Source organism: Phenylobacterium sp. Root700 (assembly GCF_001429025.1).
Taxonomy (GTDB): domain Bacteria; phylum Pseudomonadota; class Alphaproteobacteria; order Caulobacterales; family Caulobacteraceae; genus Phenylobacterium.
Genome location: NZ_LMHT01000015.1, coordinates 125,859 through 139,932 on the forward strand (window position 1 = coordinate 125,859; position 14,074 = coordinate 139,932).

A 14,074-nucleotide genomic window follows, 5' to 3' on the forward strand; every position below is an offset into this window, starting at 1 on the left:
CATCTCCACGCTCGTCATCCTCCGGTCAGCCGCAGGCTGATCCGGAGGATGACGAAACCGGTTAGGCCGCGAGCCGTTCGGCCTCGGCCTGATCAATCCGGGCCTTGGCCATTTCGTTGGCGACCTCGTGGGTCGGACGGGCCTCGGCCACCGCGCGGTCGAGGACCTCCTCCAGCGTCGCGGTCAGGCGGTCGAGCTTGGCCGCCACCCAAGCGGCGTCGAAGGCTTCGTCGCGCTCCAGCGCCCGGATTTCTCCGGCCACATTGATGATGCCGCCGCCGTTGATCACGTAGTCGGGGGCGTAGAGCATGCCGCGCTCGAACACCTGGCGGCCGATCTCAGGGTCGGCGAGCTGGTTGTTGGCGCCGCCGGCGATGACCTTGGCCCTTAGCTTCGGCAGGGTCGTGGCGTTGATCGCCCCGCCCAGGGCGCACGGCGCGAAGACGTCCGCCTCGACATCGAAGATCGCGCCGGGCGCCACGATCTGCGCGCCGGTCCGGGCGGCGATCTGCGCCAGGGCCGCTTCATTGACGTCGGTGATGATCAGCTTGGCGCCGGCCGCATGCAGCTTCTCGGCCAGGTAGGCGCCGACATGGCCGACGCCCTGGATGGCCACGGTGACCCCGTCCAGGTCGCGGTTCAGGGCGCGCCGCACCGCCAGCCGCACGCCGCGGAACACGCCCTCGGCGGTCACCGGGCTGGGATCGCCGGAGGCGGCCGCATGGCCCTCGAGGCCGGCGACGAAACGGGTCTGCTTGCGGGCGCTCATCAGGTCGGCGGGCGAGACCCCGACGTCCTCGGCTGTCCAATAGCTGCCGCTCAGGGTGTCGACCGCGCGGCCGAACGCCTCGAACAGGGCCGGAGTTTTCATGGTCCGGCTGTCGCCGATGATCACGGCCTTGCCGCCGCCCAGCTCCAGGTCGGCCATGGCGTTCTTGTAGGACATGGCGCGCGAGAGCCGCAGCGCGTCCTCCAGCGCCGCGTCGGCGCTGACATAGGGCCACATGCGGCAGCCCCCAGCGGCCGGGCCGCGCGCCGTGGAGTGCACGGCGATGATTGTCTTGAGGCCGGTTTTCTCGTCGAAGAACGAATGGACGCCTTCGTGGCCTTCGAAAGCCGGGGAATCGAACAAGGTCATACCGCACTCGCCGCGAGACATTGGAAGAGATTGCCCTTGCCTCTACGCCCCTGCCAGCGGGTTCACAAGCCTGCTTGAGCCTTGACCCGGCCCTCCGCTTCGATGAGCGCGTTGGGCAAGGTCGGCGAGCCGGGGATGGTCGGCGCGCCCGATGGCAGCGGGGCCTGTGGGTCGCGAATGAAGGACAGCAGATCGGCCCAGACCACCGGCCCCTGATGGTCGCGGGTCATCAAGTGCCAGCCCTTGGCGTAGTAGGCCGAGCGGTCCGTGGCCTTCAGCTTCGCGGCGGCTTCGAAGGACGGCTCCTCGGGGATGATTTCGTCATTGGCGCCGTAGATGTAGAGGGTCGGGACCTTGATCCCTCCAGCCGCCCCCCAGGCCCGCTCCATCATCGCCACCAGGCCGTAGAGGGTGTCGGAGCGCGCGCCCCAGACCATCAGCGGGTCGCGGCCCATGGCGATCAGCTCGTCGCGGTTGTCGGTCGGCTTCACGCGCCGGGTCAGCCAGCGCGGCGGCTCATAGACCTTGCCCGCCGTGAACCGGGCGGCCAGCCACAGCATGGTCTTGTACGGCAGCGGTTGGTTCGACCAGCCCCAGACGGCCGGCGCCATCAGGATCAAGCGGTCGGCGGCGGGCGGACGGTCGGAGGCGAAGGCCTCGATGGCAACCGCCCCGCCCATGCTCTCGCCGGCCACGATCACCGGCACGCCGGGATGCTGGTTTCGGACCACGGCGGTGATGGTGCGCAGGTCCTCGACCATCAGGTCGTCGCCGCCCCAGATGCCGCGATTGGGCGAGCGCCCGAAGCCCCGCTGGTCGAAAGCGTAGGTGGTCACGCCGTTCTGGGCCCAATAGGGCGCGGCCAGATGGAAAGCGTTGGCGTAGTCGTTCATCCCGTGCAGGGCGACGACCACCGCCTTGGGCTCGCCCTGCGCCTCCCAGCGGCTCAGGCCAAGCCGGGTTCCGTCGAAGGAGACGAAGACGTCGCGCTCCAGGCGCGGCCCCTGAAAGCCCATGGGCGGAGCGCCGGCCTGCTGGATCATCAGCGGCGTACAGGCGCTGAGCATCATAGCGGCGGATATGGCGGCGAGACGTTTCACGACGCGAGGATCTCCAGGACCCGTTGACGAAGATAAGGCGTAACCTCTTCCTCGAACCACGGGTTGCGCTTCAACCAGCCGGTATTGCGCCATGACGGGTGCGGCATGGGCAGAACCGCCGCCGGAGCATAGTCGCGCCAGGCCCGAACGGTATCGGTCATGTTGCCGCCCATCGCATCGCCCAGCGCCCAGCTTTGCGCATAGCCGCCGACCAGCAGGGTCAGCTCCACCTTCGGCAACCGGGCCAGCAACGGCGCGCGCCAGAGTTCGGCGCAGCGCGGTGGCGGCGGATAGTCTCCCCCCTTGGGATTGGTGCCAGGAAAGCAGAACGCCATGGCCGCCACCCCGATCTCGGGCCGGCCGTAGAAGGTCTGCGCGTCGACGCCCATCCAGGCGCGAAGGCGATCGCCGGAGGGATCGGTGAACGGCAGGCCGCTCTCATGCACCCGCCGGCCGGGGGCCTGGCCGCAGATCAGCAGCCGGGTCTGCGCACTGACCATGGTCACGGGACGCGGCTCATGGGCCAGTTCACCCGCGCAGGCTCGGCAGGCGGAGATATCGGCGAGAAGGGCCTCCAGGCTCATCACGCCGATATAGGGACTGCGTCCTAGCTCGCCACCTCCGGCGAGGGCGCGATGTTCTCGCCCTCGAGCGGCATCCGCAGGCGATAGACGCCCTTGAACTTCTCCGGATCTGCGGGCTTGCCGTGCCGGGTGATGACGATCTTGCCCTGACGGGCCAGGCCGCGAGCGGTCGCCCGCACGTGGCCGGTCAGGCGCCGCCAGCCGTCGGGATCGGCGGCGCGCGCCACTTCTTCGGACGAAGCCGATTTCCCGGCCGGGAGCTTGCCCAGGACCTCTAGGATCACGGCTTCCATATCGACGCTCATCAGCCGCCTCGTTTCATGGTTTCGCGGGCGATGACCACCTGCTGGATCTGACTGGTGCCCTCATAGATCCGGAAGATGCGTACGTCTCGATAGAACCGCTCGATACCGTGGTCGGCGACATAGCCCGCGCCGCCGAAGATCTGCACCGCCCGGTCGGCGACCCGGCCGACCATCTCGGAGGCGAAGTACTTGGAGGCCGCGGCCTCCAAGGTCACGCTGTGGCCGGCGTCACGCTTGCGGGCGCTCTCCATGGTCATGGCCTTGGCGACCAAGGCCTCGGTCTTGCTGTCGGCGATCATCCCCTGGATCAGCTGGAAGTTCGAAATCGCCTGGCCGAACTGCTTGCGCTCGGAGGCGTAGGCCACGCAGTCGGCCAGCAGCCGCTCGGCCACGCCGATGCAGATCGCCGAGATGTGCAGGCGGCCGCGATCGAGCACCTGCATGGCGACCTTGAAGCCCTCGCCCTCATTGCCCAGGCGGTTTTCGACCGGCACCCGGACATTGTCGAAGATCACGTCGCAGATGTGCGCGCCCTGCTGGCCCATCTTCTTCTCGGGCTTGCCGACCGACAGGCCAGGCAGGTTCCGCTCGACCAGGAAGGCGCTGACCCCGCCGCCGCCCGGCTTGGACGCGTCGCTGCGAGCCATGACCGTGAATAGGTCGGCCTTGTTGGCGTTGGTGATGAAGCGCTTGGTGCCGTTCAGGACATAGAAATCTCCGTCACGAACCGCGCTGGTCTGGACGGCGGCGCTGTCGGAGCCGGCCTCCGGCTCGGTCAGGGCGAAGGAGGTGATGATCTCGCCCGAGGCGACGCCCGGCAGGTACTTGGCCTTCTGGGCGTCGGTGCCGAACATCACCAGCCCCTGGCTGCCGATGCCGACATTGGTGCCGAAGGCCGAGCGGAAGGCCGGGCTGGTGCGGCCCAGCTCCACGCCCACCAGGCACTCGTCCTCCATCGACAGGTCGAGCCCGCCGTATTCCTCGGGGATCGACAGGCCGAACAGCCCGAGGGCCTTCATCTCCTCGATCACCTCGGCCGGGATCGCGTCGTCCTCGGAGACCTTGGCCTCCAACGGACGCAGACGTTCGGTGACGAACCGGCGGACCGTGTCGATCAGCTGCTCGCGGGTTTCGAGGTCGAGGGCCATGGCTTTAAGTCTCGGCTATTGGCAGGTGAATTTGTCGGCCGGGGTTTCGGCGAACTTGGAAAGGGTGACGCTGACGATCGGATCGGGCCAGGCCTCGTGGGTCGCGCCGCCGGCCGGAACCGTGCAGATCGTGGCCAGCCGCTTCATCAGCTTGCCCTGGCGCACGGCGGTGATCTCGATCTCATAGGCGACGGGACGGGCCAGGCCGTTCCAGACCTTCATGATCGACTGGCGCTTCTCGGGCGAGGAATCCAGCGCGAAGGCGAGCTTGCCGGCGCCCGGCCCCTTATAGGTCTCGCCCTTGCCGTCGGCGGTCGCCAGGCCGATGCGCCCGGCGTCGACCCCGTTCATGACCGGCTTGCCCGCCGCGTCCAGGTGGAAGATCGCCCGCTGGCCCTGCATGACCTGGACCGACGCGCCCTCGACCTTGGTGCGGGGATCCAGGCCCGCGGCCTGAAGCGCCTCGATCAGGTTGCTCGGCGGCTTGGCCCCTGCTGGAGCCGAGGCCGGGGTTTCCGCGTGGGCCGCCGAGGCCAGGGCCGCAGCGAGGGCTGCAATGACGATGATGCGCATATCAGGCCTTGGCCAGGGCGAGCGCCGAGCCCTGCCCGACCCCGACGCACATGGTCGCCAAGGCTCGCTCGCCGCCGCCCTGGTGCAGGGTGCGGGCGGCGGTGAGCGCCAGGCGGGCGCCGGAAGCGCCCAGCGGGTGGCCGATGGCGATGGCGCCGCCGTGGGCGTTCACATGGGCGGCGTCGTCAGCCAGGCCCCAGGCGCGGGTGCAGGCCAGGGCCTGGGCGGCGAAGGCTTCGTTCAGCTCGATGACGTCGAAGTCGCGCGCGGTGATCCCCAGGCGCGCCGTCAGCTTTTCCACCGCCGGAATGGGCCCCACGCCCATGATCCGCGGCGCGACGCCGCCGGACGCGCCGCCCTCGATACGGGCCAGCGGTTCGAGGCCCAGCTTCTGAACCATCTCGGCCGAGGCCAGCAGCAGGGCCGCGGCGCCGTCATTGACGCCAGACGCGTTGCCCGCCGTGACCGTGCCGCCCTCGCGGACAATCGGCTTCAGGCCTTGCAGGGCCTCCAGCGTGGTGTCGGGGCGCGGATGCTCGTCCTGGGCGACGACGATGTCGCCCTTGCGGTCCTTGATGGTGAGGGGCGCGATCTCGCCGTCGAAGAATCCCTTGGCGCGGGCCGCGCCGACGCGGGCCTGGCTGCGCTGGGCGAAGGCGTCCTGGTCTTCGCGGTTGATCTGATAGTCGTCGGCCACGTTCTCGGCGGTCTCAGGCATGGCGTCGACGCCATAGGCCTTCTTCATCGCCGGGTTCACGAACCGCCAGCCGATGGTGGTGTCGTAGATCTCCGGGCTGCGCGAGAAGGCGGTGTCCGGCTTGGCCATGACGAAGGGCGAGCGGCTCATGCTCTCCACGCCGCCGGCCACGATCAGGTCGGCGTCGCCCGAGGCGATGGCCCGCGCGCCGGCGATCACCGCGTCCAGGCCCGAGGCGCAGAGGCGGTTCACCGTGATGCCCGGAACGCTGGACGGCATGCCCGCCAGCAGCAGCGCCATGCGCGCCACGTTGCGGTTGTCTTCACCGGCCTGGTTCACGCAGCCATAGATCACCTCGTCCACCCGTTCCCAGTCGAGCTTGGGATAGGCGGCCATGAGGGCCTTCAGCGGATGGGCGGCCAGATCGTCGGCCCGGACCTTGGAAAGCGCGCCGGCGTAGCGGCCGATGGGGCTGCGGAGCCCTCCGCACAGATAGACAGTCCGGCCTTGCATGCTGGTTTCCTACGGCTCCGAACCGGCCTTGCCGGCTCAAGATTCTTTGATTGGACCATTTTCTTCGACGAACCGGCGCCCACTTCGTCGGAAAATGGTCTAGGTCGCTGTGGTGATAAGGCCGGCAAACTAGAGTTTGAGCGCGCGGCGAGCAAACCCTTACGGGGGTCAGGGGAGAGCGAATGGACGGCGGCGAGGAACAGACGGTCGGCGGTTGGAAGCACGAGATCGTCAAGGACGGCGAGTGGGCGGGCTGGACCCTCTACAACAGCGACCCGTTCGAGGACCACGCCGGGCCCTTCTATTTCAAGCTGGACGACGCCGGCCGCCCGGTCTGCGCCATGCGCGCGCAGAAGCACCACATGAACGGCGGCGGCTTCATGCACGGCGGCGCGATCATGACCTTCGCCGACTACTGCCTGTTCGTGATCGCGCGCGACGTCCTGCAAGACAGCCGCAGCGTCACCGCCACCTTCAACGGCGAGTTCGTCGGCGCGGTGGCGGAAGGTTCGCTGGTCGAATGCCGCGGCGAGGTGGTCAAGGCCGGCCGCAGCATGGTCTTCGTGCGCGGCCTGATCACCACCGGCGACGAGCCGGTGATGAACTTCTCCGCCGTCATCAAGAAGACCCGCCCGAGGGACGCGTCATGAGAAAGCTGGACACCGACAGCCTGAAGCAGATCGCCCCAGGCGCAGCCCTGGTGCTGTTCGCTGGGCCCGTCTTTCTGTTCATGGCGATGGACATCATCCTGTTCCTGGCCATGAGCCGGTCGCGCGGCTCGACCGCGTCGACGCAGATCTTCGACCTGTCGATGGAGATCGTGCTCTGCCTGTTCGCGGGTCTGCTGACCGCCTTCGGCGCCCGCAAGATCTGGCGGGAAGTGCGGAAGAAGTAGGTGCCGGGTCTCGTCCCGCTGACGAAGAGCGACATCGCCGAGGTCATGCGCATCGAGCGTCTGCCCGGCTATGACGCCTTCATCCACAGTTGGACGGCGGAGGCCCACGCCGCCGAGATGAGTTCGCCCGACGCCCGCTATCTGGGCCACCGGGCGAGCGGCGGTCTCGTAGGCTTCACGATCCTGCAGAAATTTCGCGAGCCGACCGTCAGATTGCGCCGGATCGCCGTGGCCGCGCCCGGTCAGGGCGCCGGAGCGGCCCTGCTGCGCGACCTGGCCGCCTGGCTGTTCGAGACCAGCCAGGCGCAGGCGCTGGACCTGCACGTCGTCACCGAGAACCACCGCGCCCGCCACGTCTATCAGCGTGAAGGCTTCGTCCCGGGCGGCGGCGCGCCGCCTGGCGAAGGCATGATCCTGACCCGCGCGGCCTGGGCCGCCCTGCCGAGAAGACACCACCCATGAGCTACATCCTCTCGGCCCTCGACCTGTCGCCGGTCAGCGGCGACGGCACCCAGGCGCAAGGCGTGCGCGACACCATCGAGGTCGCCAAGGCCGCCGAGCGGCTGGGCTATCACCGCTTCTGGGTGGCCGAGCACCACAATGTCGGCACCCTGTCCTCGCCGGCGCCGGAAATCCTGATCGCGGCCCTGACCCAGGTGACCAGCACCATCCGCCTGGGCTCGGGCGGGGTCATGCTGGTGAACTACAGCCCCCTGAAGGTGGCCGAGGTGTTCATGGAGCTGGAGGCCTTGGCCCCCGGCCGGATCGACCTTGGCGTCGGGCGAGCGCTTGGGACTGACGGCCGCACCGGCGCGGCCCTGCGTTCGGCCATGTCGGACGCCTTCCCGCACTATTTCGCGCTGCTGAACGCCTGGCTGCTGGACGCCTCCGGGACCGAGCCGATCACCGCCGCCCATCCGGCCCACGACATCCACGCCAATCCGGCGGGGCCCTCGCACCCCGATCTCTTCATGCTGTGCTCATCGCCGGAGAGCGCGCAGTTCGCGGGCGGCGCCGGGGTCGGCATGGTGTTCGCCGAGTTCATCGCCCGCGCCGAGGGCGGGCCGTCGGTGGCGGCCTATCGCCAGGCCTTCGAACCCTCGGTGTTCCGTGACAAGCCGTCGGCCGGGGTGGCGACCATCGCCCTGGCCGCCGAGACCGCGCAGGAGGCCGAACGACTGGCCGCGCCGATGCGTGCCGGAAACCTGGCGACGCTGGACGGTGAGCGGCGTCGGTTCCGCTCGATCCCCGAAGCGCAGGAATATCTCGCCGAGCGCGCCGGCGATCCGCGCATGGCCGGGGTCATGGCGCGCGCCATCGTCGGCGACCCGGCCAGCGTCAAGGCGCGGCTGGACGAGAAGGCCCGCGCCACCGGCGCGGACGAACTCTTCGTCATGGCGGTCGGCCCGACCTTGGAAACCCGGATCCGCTCGCTGGAGCTGATCAAGGGCGCCTAGGGCTGGGCGAAGGCCTTTCGCGCCACCACGGTCTTGCCGGCCTCATAGATCGCCTGGCCGTCCTTGATCGTGGTGATCACGGCGATGTCCTTGATCTTGGCCGGATCGATGCTCAGCGGATTGGCGCCCAGCACCACGAGATCAGCCTTCTTGCCGACCGTGATCGAACCACGGCTCGCCTCGTCGAAATGCTGCCAGGCGGGCCAGATGGTCACCGCGCGCAGGGCGTCCATCGGCGAGATCCGCTGATCGGCGCCGAGAACCTGACCGCTGCGGGTCGTGCGGTTCACCGCGCTCCACAGGACGTGCATCGGCGCGGGCGGCACCACCGGGGCGTCGGTGTGCAGGCTGAAATGGAGCCCCGCCTTCAGGGCCGCCGCGGTCGGACTGATGAAGGCGGCGCGATCGGCGCCCAGGGTCTCGTCCCGGTGCCAGTCGCCCCAATAGAAGGTGTGCTCGGCGAAGAAGGACGGGAACAGCCCCAGACGCTTGTAGGCCGCCAGTTGATCGGGGCGGGTCACCTGCGAGTGGATCACCACCGGCCGCGTCGCCGCAAAGCCGGGATGGGCCGCCTCGGCCTTCTCGACCGCCTTGATCAGCATGTCGATGCAGGCGTCGCCGTTGCAGTGGGTCTGCACCTGCCAGCCGAGGCCTGCGAACTTGTCGTACCAGCCGTCCAGCTCGGCCTGCGGCATGATCGGATAGCCGCGATAGTCAGCCGCCGCGCCGTGGGGCGGATGGAAGTAGGGCTTGTCGAGATAGGCGGTCTTGCCCTGCGGCGAGCCGTCCTCGGTGATCTTCACCCCGGCGAACTTCAGACGGTTCTCATAGGGACCGCCGATCTTGATGCCGCGGCTGGCGACCATCTTCTCGACCAGGGTCCACTTCGGATAGGCCGCGATATCGATCTTCAACCGCTTGTCGGCCTGGGCCTTGAGCAGTAGCTCGAGGGTGGCCGGGCTGGCCGTCTGGCCGTCCTGGGCGGTGGTGTAGCCAAGGCTGGCGTAGAAGGTCTGGATCTCGTCCAAGCTCTTGGCGGCGGCCTCCGGCGTCGTCGGCGTCATGGCGCTGAACACCGCGAACACCGCCTGTTCCTCCAGTAGGCCCGTCGGCTCGCCGGCCGCGTCCCGCGCGATCACCCCGCCAGGCGGGTTCGGCGCGCCCTTGACGAAGCCCAGCTGCTTCATCGCCGGACTGTTGCAGACCGCCAGGTGCCCCGAGACGTGGAAGACGCAGACCGACCGGGTCGCGGAGACCGCGTCGAGCTCAGCGCCGGTGGGATGGCGACGCTCGACCAGCAGCGAGTCGTCGTAGCCCGTGCCCAGCAGCAGGCCGTCGCCCGGCTTGGCCAAGGCTGCGCGCATCGCGGCCTGCAGCCCGGCGATGTCATGCACCGTGCCGACCGGCGGCGGGGACAGATCGGCCAGGTTCCAGCCCATCACCGCATCGGCGATATGGCTGTGACCGTCGACGAAGCCCGGAACCATGGTCTTGCCGGCCAGGTCGACCACGCGGGTCGCCGGGCCTTTCAGGGCCTTGATCTGCGCGTCGGACCCGACGGCGAGGATCTTGCCGTCCCGAACCGCGACCGCCTGCGCCTTGGGATGGGCGTCGTCCACCGTGATCACCACGCCATGGACATAGACGGTGTCGGCCGGAAGCGCGGCGGGCGCCAGCGCGGCGAGGCCCGCGAATGCAGCAACGATAGAGGCGATCATGGCGGGTTCCTTACGGCCTCAGGGGACGATCCTGGCCTCGATACGGGTGACCCCGTAAACGCTGCGCCAAGCCTTTTTGTCCCCTGACGAGGCGATGCGCCAGGGCGTTTCCTTGGCCGGCAGCACGGCGCCGTCGACATGGTCGGCGAGGATCACGGTGTCGGAATGGAAATCGCGATCCAGTTCGGCCAGCGAATAGACCGCCTTGAACCCATCGGCTCCCGAAACGACGACATAGGCCCGCAGCGGGTCGCCATGCAGTTTCGCGCCCACCGGCATGCCGCCGGCGCGCAGGACGTAGGACAGGATCGGGCCTTCGTAGGTCTTGGCGCCGACCTGCACCGACGCCCTGGGCAGGGAGGTCAGATCAGCCCCAGTCAGCAGCTTGGCCGCGCCGTCCGGCGACACGATGGTCAGGTCGGCGGCGAAGGCGGCGGCCGGCGCCAGGACGGCGGCGAGAACGAGCGCAGCAAGTTTCACATCGCCGCCTTGGCCGCCGGCCGCTCGCGCATGGCCTGGGCCCAGCGGTGGACGTTCTTCAGGTCTTCGGGAATGGCCAGCTTGATCATCCGCGTGAAGTCCAGGCCGATGAACCCGACGATATCGGCGATGGTCAGGCGGCCCGCGGCCAGCCACTCGGCTTCGGCCAGCCGGCGATCCAGCACCTTCAAGGCGCGCAGGCCCGCCTCCTTGTTGTACTCGGCGATGGCGGGGTTCTGGGTCTCCAGCGCCGCTAGCGCCGGGTGGGTATGGCGCACCCCCAGCATGAACGGGGTGGCGACCATCATCTCGGCCCGGCGCGTCCACATCTCGATGACCGCGGTCTCTTCCGGGGTGCGCCCGAAGAGGTTGGGCTCGGGGTAGCGCGCCTCCAGATAGCGGCAGATGGCGATGGATTCGGTGATGGTGGTCCCGTCGTCCATCTCCAGGGCCGGCACGTTGGGCAGCCCGGCCTTGGCCAGGTACTCCGGCTGCTTGTGGGCGCCCTGGATCAGGTTCAACGAGACGATCTCGACGTCCTCGATGCCCTTCTCGGCCATGAACCAGCGGACGCGGCGCGGATTGGGCGCCAGGGACGTATCGTAGAGCTTCATGCCTACCTCCGGGCGGCCGCGGCCGCCGTTCTGATACTATTGCCCGAACAGTTCGTGCGGCATGGCCCCGACCAGCGCCGCGGTCATGCAGGTGGCCAGGAAGCCGGCGATCAGCGCCTTCCACACCATACCGATGATCTCGCCGCGCCGCTCAGGCATCAGCACGCCGATCCCCGACACGGTTATCCCGACTGACCCGACGTTAGCGAAGCCGCATAGCGCGTAGGTCAGGATCATCCGGGTGCGCTCGCTCATCTCGGCGGCAGGCACCGCGCCCAGTTGGATGAAGGCGATGAACTCGGTGAGCATCAGCTTCACGCCCAGCATGTGGCCGGCCTTGAGCGCCTCGTTCCAATGGATGCCCATGGCCCAGGCGAGCGGCGCGAAGACCACGCTCAGCATGCGCTCGATGGTCAGCGGCTCGCCATAGACCGGCGGGAACACCGACAGCAGGCCGTTGCCGATGGCCACGAAGGCCACGAAGACGATCAGGATGGCCGAGATGTTCAGCACCACCGTCAGGCCGTCCATCGTGCCCTTGCTGATGGCGTCGATGGCGCTGTCGTACTTCAGCAGCGAGCCGTAGTCGGCGTAGAGGCCGCCCTGCCCTTCCTTCTCAGGCACCATGATCCGCGCCAGCAGTACCCCGGCCGGGGCCGAGATGATCGAGGCCACCAGCACGTGGGCCGCGGCGTTGGGCAGCACCGCCTTCAGGATCGTGGCGTAGGCGACCATGGTCGAGCCGGCCACGGTGGCCAGGCCGACCACGATCATAAGGAACAGCTCCGAGCGGGTCAGCTTATCCAGATAGGCGCGGATGACGATCGGGCTCTCGATCATCCCCAGGAAGATGTTCACCGCCACCGCCAGGGCCGAGGCGCCGCCCAGGCCCATGGTCTTTTGAAACAGCAGGCCGAACCCCCGGATGATCCACTTCAGGATCCCCCAGTGCCAAAGCAGGGCCGAGAGCGCCGAGATCACCAGAATCAGCGGCAGCACCTGGAAGGCGAAGACGAACAACGCCCCGGAATTGGTCACCTGATAGGGCTGGGCGCCGCCGGCCATGTAGCCGAACACGAACTGGGTGCCGGTGGCGGTCGCGGCCGCCAGGCCGTCGACGCCGCGATTGATGGTCTCGATCACGCCCTGCGCGCCCGGCAGGCCGAACAGCAGCAGGATCAGGCCGATCTGGACGGCGAGCGAGCCCAGCACCAGCCGCCAGGGAAACACCCTTCTGTTTTCGGAGAGCGCCCAACAGACGGCGATCACGAAAGCCAGGCCGACAAGGCTCTGGGCGTTCTCAGGACGAAACATGAATGGCCCCTGCCGCACGGGACTCGCGCAGCCTTATTCCGCCGCAATTGACTACGGACGCCTAGTCCAGCGCAAGCCGACGCGGCGCCGCGCCGACTTCATGCCCTTGACGGACATGAGGATCGGCCTATTTAATTGTGCACAATTGAATTGGAGAAAATTAAATGACCGCTCTCTACGCCACCCAAGCCCGCGCCGTCGGCGGCCGCGCCGGCCATGTCGAAACCCAGGACGGCCTGCTCAGCCTCGACCTCGCCCTGCCCCGCGAGATGGGCGGCAAGGGCGGCGGCACCAACCCTGAGCAGCTGTTCGCCGCCGGCTACGCCGCCTGTTTCGAGAACGCGGTCCGCTACATCGCCGGCCAGCAGAAGATCCCGCTGACGGGCGCGGCCGTCACCGCCACCGTCGAACTTCACCCTCGCGCCGAGGGCGGTTTCAAGCTGGGCGTGGCGCTGGACGCCGAGACCCAAGGCCTGGACCAAGCCGCGGCCGAGGCTCTGGTCGCCGCCGCCCACCAGGTCTGCCCCTACTCGAACGCCATTCGCGGCAATGTCGATGTTGCGATATCCGTACGGGCAGGATGATCACGAAGACCAAAACCAAGACTCAGTCGCCGGCCGTTCCCACGGTCGGTGATCGTCTGCGCCTCGATAACCAGCTCTGCTTCGCGCTCTATGCCGCGAGCGGGCTGGTGACCCGCGCCTACCGCCCGCTGCTGGAGCCGCTGGGCCTCACCTATCCGCAGTACCTGGTCATGCTGGCGCTGTGGGAGCAGGCGCCGCGCACGGTCAAAGCGCTGGGCCAGGCGCTGGAACTCGATTCCGGCACCCTGACCCCGTTGCTGAAACGGCTGGAGAGCGCCGGGTTCGTCACCCGCACCCGCGACGTCCAGGACGAGCGGCGCGTGCAGATCGCCCTGACGCAAGCCGGCGAGGCCTTGCGCGAGAAAGCCGCCGAAGTGCCGGTGGCCCTGGCCTGCCAGCTTCAGTTGCCGCTCGACGAGATCGCCGACCTGCGAACCACGTTGCAGGACCTGGCGCGGAAGATGAAAGCGGCGGACTAACTCGCGCCCAGCCGCATCAGCACTTCGCGCGGGATCGCATAGTGCGCGATGGCCGGCCGCTGATCGCGGACGCCGCAGGCTTCACGCTGAATGAAATAGTACCAGACCGCCGTCGCCGCCTCTTTCAGGATCGGCGGGCGCAGGGCCAGATCGGCGCCCGAGGCGTCGAATTCGCGCAGCGCGGCCAGGGCCTTTTCGATGCGCTGACCCGCCGCGCCGAGCGCCGCGCTACGTTCCTGCTGGATCTCGAGATCGAGGACGCTGGCGCCGGTCTGGAACGGCGACCGATGGCCCTGGGGCATGCGGAGGCTGGACATGGGGCGAGTATGCCGCGGCCGGTTCCCGACGCAAGCGGGCCAGCCCCCTCCCCCGCTCGTCATGGCCGGGCTTGTCCCGGCCATCCATAGCCTCCGAGGTTCCCCTAAGAGCATCGTGTCTATGGATCCCCGGCCTTCCGCTTCGCTCCAGCCGGGGA

General features: G+C 68.5%; 18 protein-coding genes. 6 read left to right on the forward strand and 12 right to left on the reverse strand.

Annotated elements, in window-relative coordinates; all coding sequences use genetic code 11:
- Positions 1 to 61: 61 nt before the first annotated feature.
- The 7 genes from ASE02_RS10175 to pcaF all read right to left on the reverse strand — a co-directional run bounded on the left by ASE02_RS10175 (position 62) and on the right by pcaF (position 6,058).
- Positions 62 to 1,138, reverse strand: a complete 1,077-nt coding sequence (locus ASE02_RS10175; RefSeq protein WP_056733781.1) for a Glu/Leu/Phe/Val dehydrogenase dimerization domain-containing protein — start codon at positions 1,136 to 1,138, stop codon at positions 62 to 64.
- Between the two features lie 62 nt (positions 1,139 to 1,200).
- A complete protein-coding gene (locus ASE02_RS10180) occupies positions 1,201 to 2,238 on the reverse strand; it encodes an alpha/beta hydrolase (protein ID WP_082601988.1) in 1,038 nt (345 codons plus the stop codon).
- Positions 2,235 to 2,822 (reverse strand): uracil-DNA glycosylase family protein, encoded by a 588-nt coding sequence (locus tag ASE02_RS10185; protein ID WP_056733784.1) that lies wholly within the window; start codon positions 2,820 to 2,822, stop codon positions 2,235 to 2,237. The genes ASE02_RS10180 and ASE02_RS10185 overlap by 4 nt, the downstream gene beginning before the upstream one ends.
- A gap of 23 nt (positions 2,823 to 2,845) precedes the next feature.
- Positions 2,846 to 3,127, reverse strand: a complete 282-nt coding sequence (locus ASE02_RS10190; protein WP_056733786.1) for a DUF3253 domain-containing protein — start codon at positions 3,125 to 3,127, stop codon at positions 2,846 to 2,848.
- Entirely contained in the window at positions 3,127 to 4,275 is a 1,149-nt protein-coding gene (locus tag ASE02_RS10195; RefSeq protein ID WP_056733788.1) for an acyl-CoA dehydrogenase family protein, read from the reverse strand. The genes ASE02_RS10190 and ASE02_RS10195 overlap by 1 nt, the downstream gene beginning before the upstream one ends.
- Before the next feature lie 15 nt (positions 4,276 to 4,290).
- A complete protein-coding gene (locus ASE02_RS10200; protein ID WP_056733789.1) occupies positions 4,291 to 4,848 on the reverse strand; it encodes a hypothetical protein in 558 nt (185 codons plus the stop codon).
- A gap of 1 nt (position 4,849) precedes the next feature.
- Entirely contained in the window at positions 4,850 to 6,058 is a 1,209-nt protein-coding gene (gene pcaF, locus ASE02_RS10205) for a 3-oxoadipyl-CoA thiolase (protein WP_056733790.1), read from the reverse strand.
- A gap of 182 nt (positions 6,059 to 6,240) precedes the next feature.
- Here pcaF and ASE02_RS10210 point away from each other — a divergent pair, with 182 nt between their 5' ends.
- Genes ASE02_RS10210 through ASE02_RS10225 form a run of 4 tightly spaced genes read left to right on the forward strand, consistent with a single transcriptional unit; the run spans position 6,241 to position 8,410 of the window.
- The gene (locus ASE02_RS10210; protein WP_056733792.1) at positions 6,241 to 6,708 is read left to right on the forward strand and encodes a PaaI family thioesterase; all 468 of its coding nucleotides are present in this window, start codon (positions 6,241 to 6,243) and stop codon (positions 6,706 to 6,708) included.
- Positions 6,705 to 6,953 carry a hypothetical protein gene (locus ASE02_RS10215; RefSeq protein ID WP_056733793.1) on the forward strand — a complete coding sequence of 83 codons (249 nt, stop codon included), beginning with the start codon at positions 6,705 to 6,707 and terminating at the stop codon, positions 6,951 to 6,953. Before ASE02_RS10210 ends, ASE02_RS10215 begins: the two co-directional genes overlap by 4 nt.
- The gene (locus ASE02_RS10220) at positions 6,954 to 7,415 is read left to right on the forward strand and encodes a GNAT family N-acetyltransferase (protein WP_056733795.1); all 462 of its coding nucleotides are present in this window, start codon (positions 6,954 to 6,956) and stop codon (positions 7,413 to 7,415) included.
- Positions 7,412 to 8,410, forward strand: coding sequence for an LLM class flavin-dependent oxidoreductase (locus ASE02_RS10225; protein ID WP_056733797.1), 999 nt, complete (start codon positions 7,412 to 7,414; stop codon positions 8,408 to 8,410). Before ASE02_RS10220 ends, ASE02_RS10225 begins: the two co-directional genes overlap by 4 nt.
- Here the strand turns inward: ASE02_RS10225 and ASE02_RS10230 are convergent.
- Genes ASE02_RS10230 through ASE02_RS10245 form a run of 4 tightly spaced genes read right to left on the reverse strand, consistent with a single transcriptional unit; the run spans position 8,407 to position 12,536 of the window.
- The gene (locus ASE02_RS10230) at positions 8,407 to 10,128 is read right to left on the reverse strand and encodes an amidohydrolase (RefSeq protein WP_082601989.1); all 1,722 of its coding nucleotides are present in this window, start codon (positions 10,126 to 10,128) and stop codon (positions 8,407 to 8,409) included. The genes ASE02_RS10225 and ASE02_RS10230 overlap by 4 nt on opposite strands.
- A gap of 18 nt (positions 10,129 to 10,146) precedes the next feature.
- Complete coding sequence (locus ASE02_RS10235) at positions 10,147 to 10,608, reverse strand: hypothetical protein (protein WP_056733798.1); 462 nt, start codon at positions 10,606 to 10,608, stop codon at positions 10,147 to 10,149.
- Positions 10,605 to 11,222: a glutathione S-transferase family protein gene (locus ASE02_RS10240; RefSeq protein ID WP_056733800.1), complete on the reverse strand. Its 618-nt coding sequence runs from the start codon at positions 11,220 to 11,222 to the stop codon at positions 10,605 to 10,607. Before ASE02_RS10240 ends, ASE02_RS10235 begins: the two co-directional genes overlap by 4 nt.
- A gap of 36 nt (positions 11,223 to 11,258) precedes the next feature.
- Positions 11,259 to 12,536 carry a NupC/NupG family nucleoside CNT transporter gene (locus ASE02_RS10245; RefSeq protein WP_056733801.1) on the reverse strand — a complete coding sequence of 426 codons (1,278 nt, stop codon included), beginning with the start codon at positions 12,534 to 12,536 and terminating at the stop codon, positions 11,259 to 11,261.
- A gap of 164 nt (positions 12,537 to 12,700) precedes the next feature.
- On the opposite strand from ASE02_RS10245, the gene ASE02_RS10250 reads away from it, so the two are divergent.
- Complete coding sequence (locus ASE02_RS10250) at positions 12,701 to 13,120, forward strand: organic hydroperoxide resistance protein (RefSeq protein WP_056733803.1); 420 nt, start codon at positions 12,701 to 12,703, stop codon at positions 13,118 to 13,120.
- Positions 13,117 to 13,599 (forward strand): MarR family winged helix-turn-helix transcriptional regulator, encoded by a 483-nt coding sequence (locus ASE02_RS10255; protein WP_056733805.1) that lies wholly within the window; start codon positions 13,117 to 13,119, stop codon positions 13,597 to 13,599. Before ASE02_RS10250 ends, ASE02_RS10255 begins: the two co-directional genes overlap by 4 nt.
- Here ASE02_RS10255 and ASE02_RS10260 read toward each other — a convergent pair.
- A complete protein-coding gene (locus ASE02_RS10260) occupies positions 13,596 to 13,916 on the reverse strand; it encodes a DUF6665 family protein (RefSeq protein WP_056733807.1) in 321 nt (106 codons plus the stop codon). The genes ASE02_RS10255 and ASE02_RS10260 overlap by 4 nt on opposite strands.
- Between the last annotated feature and the right edge of the window lie 158 nt (positions 13,917 to 14,074).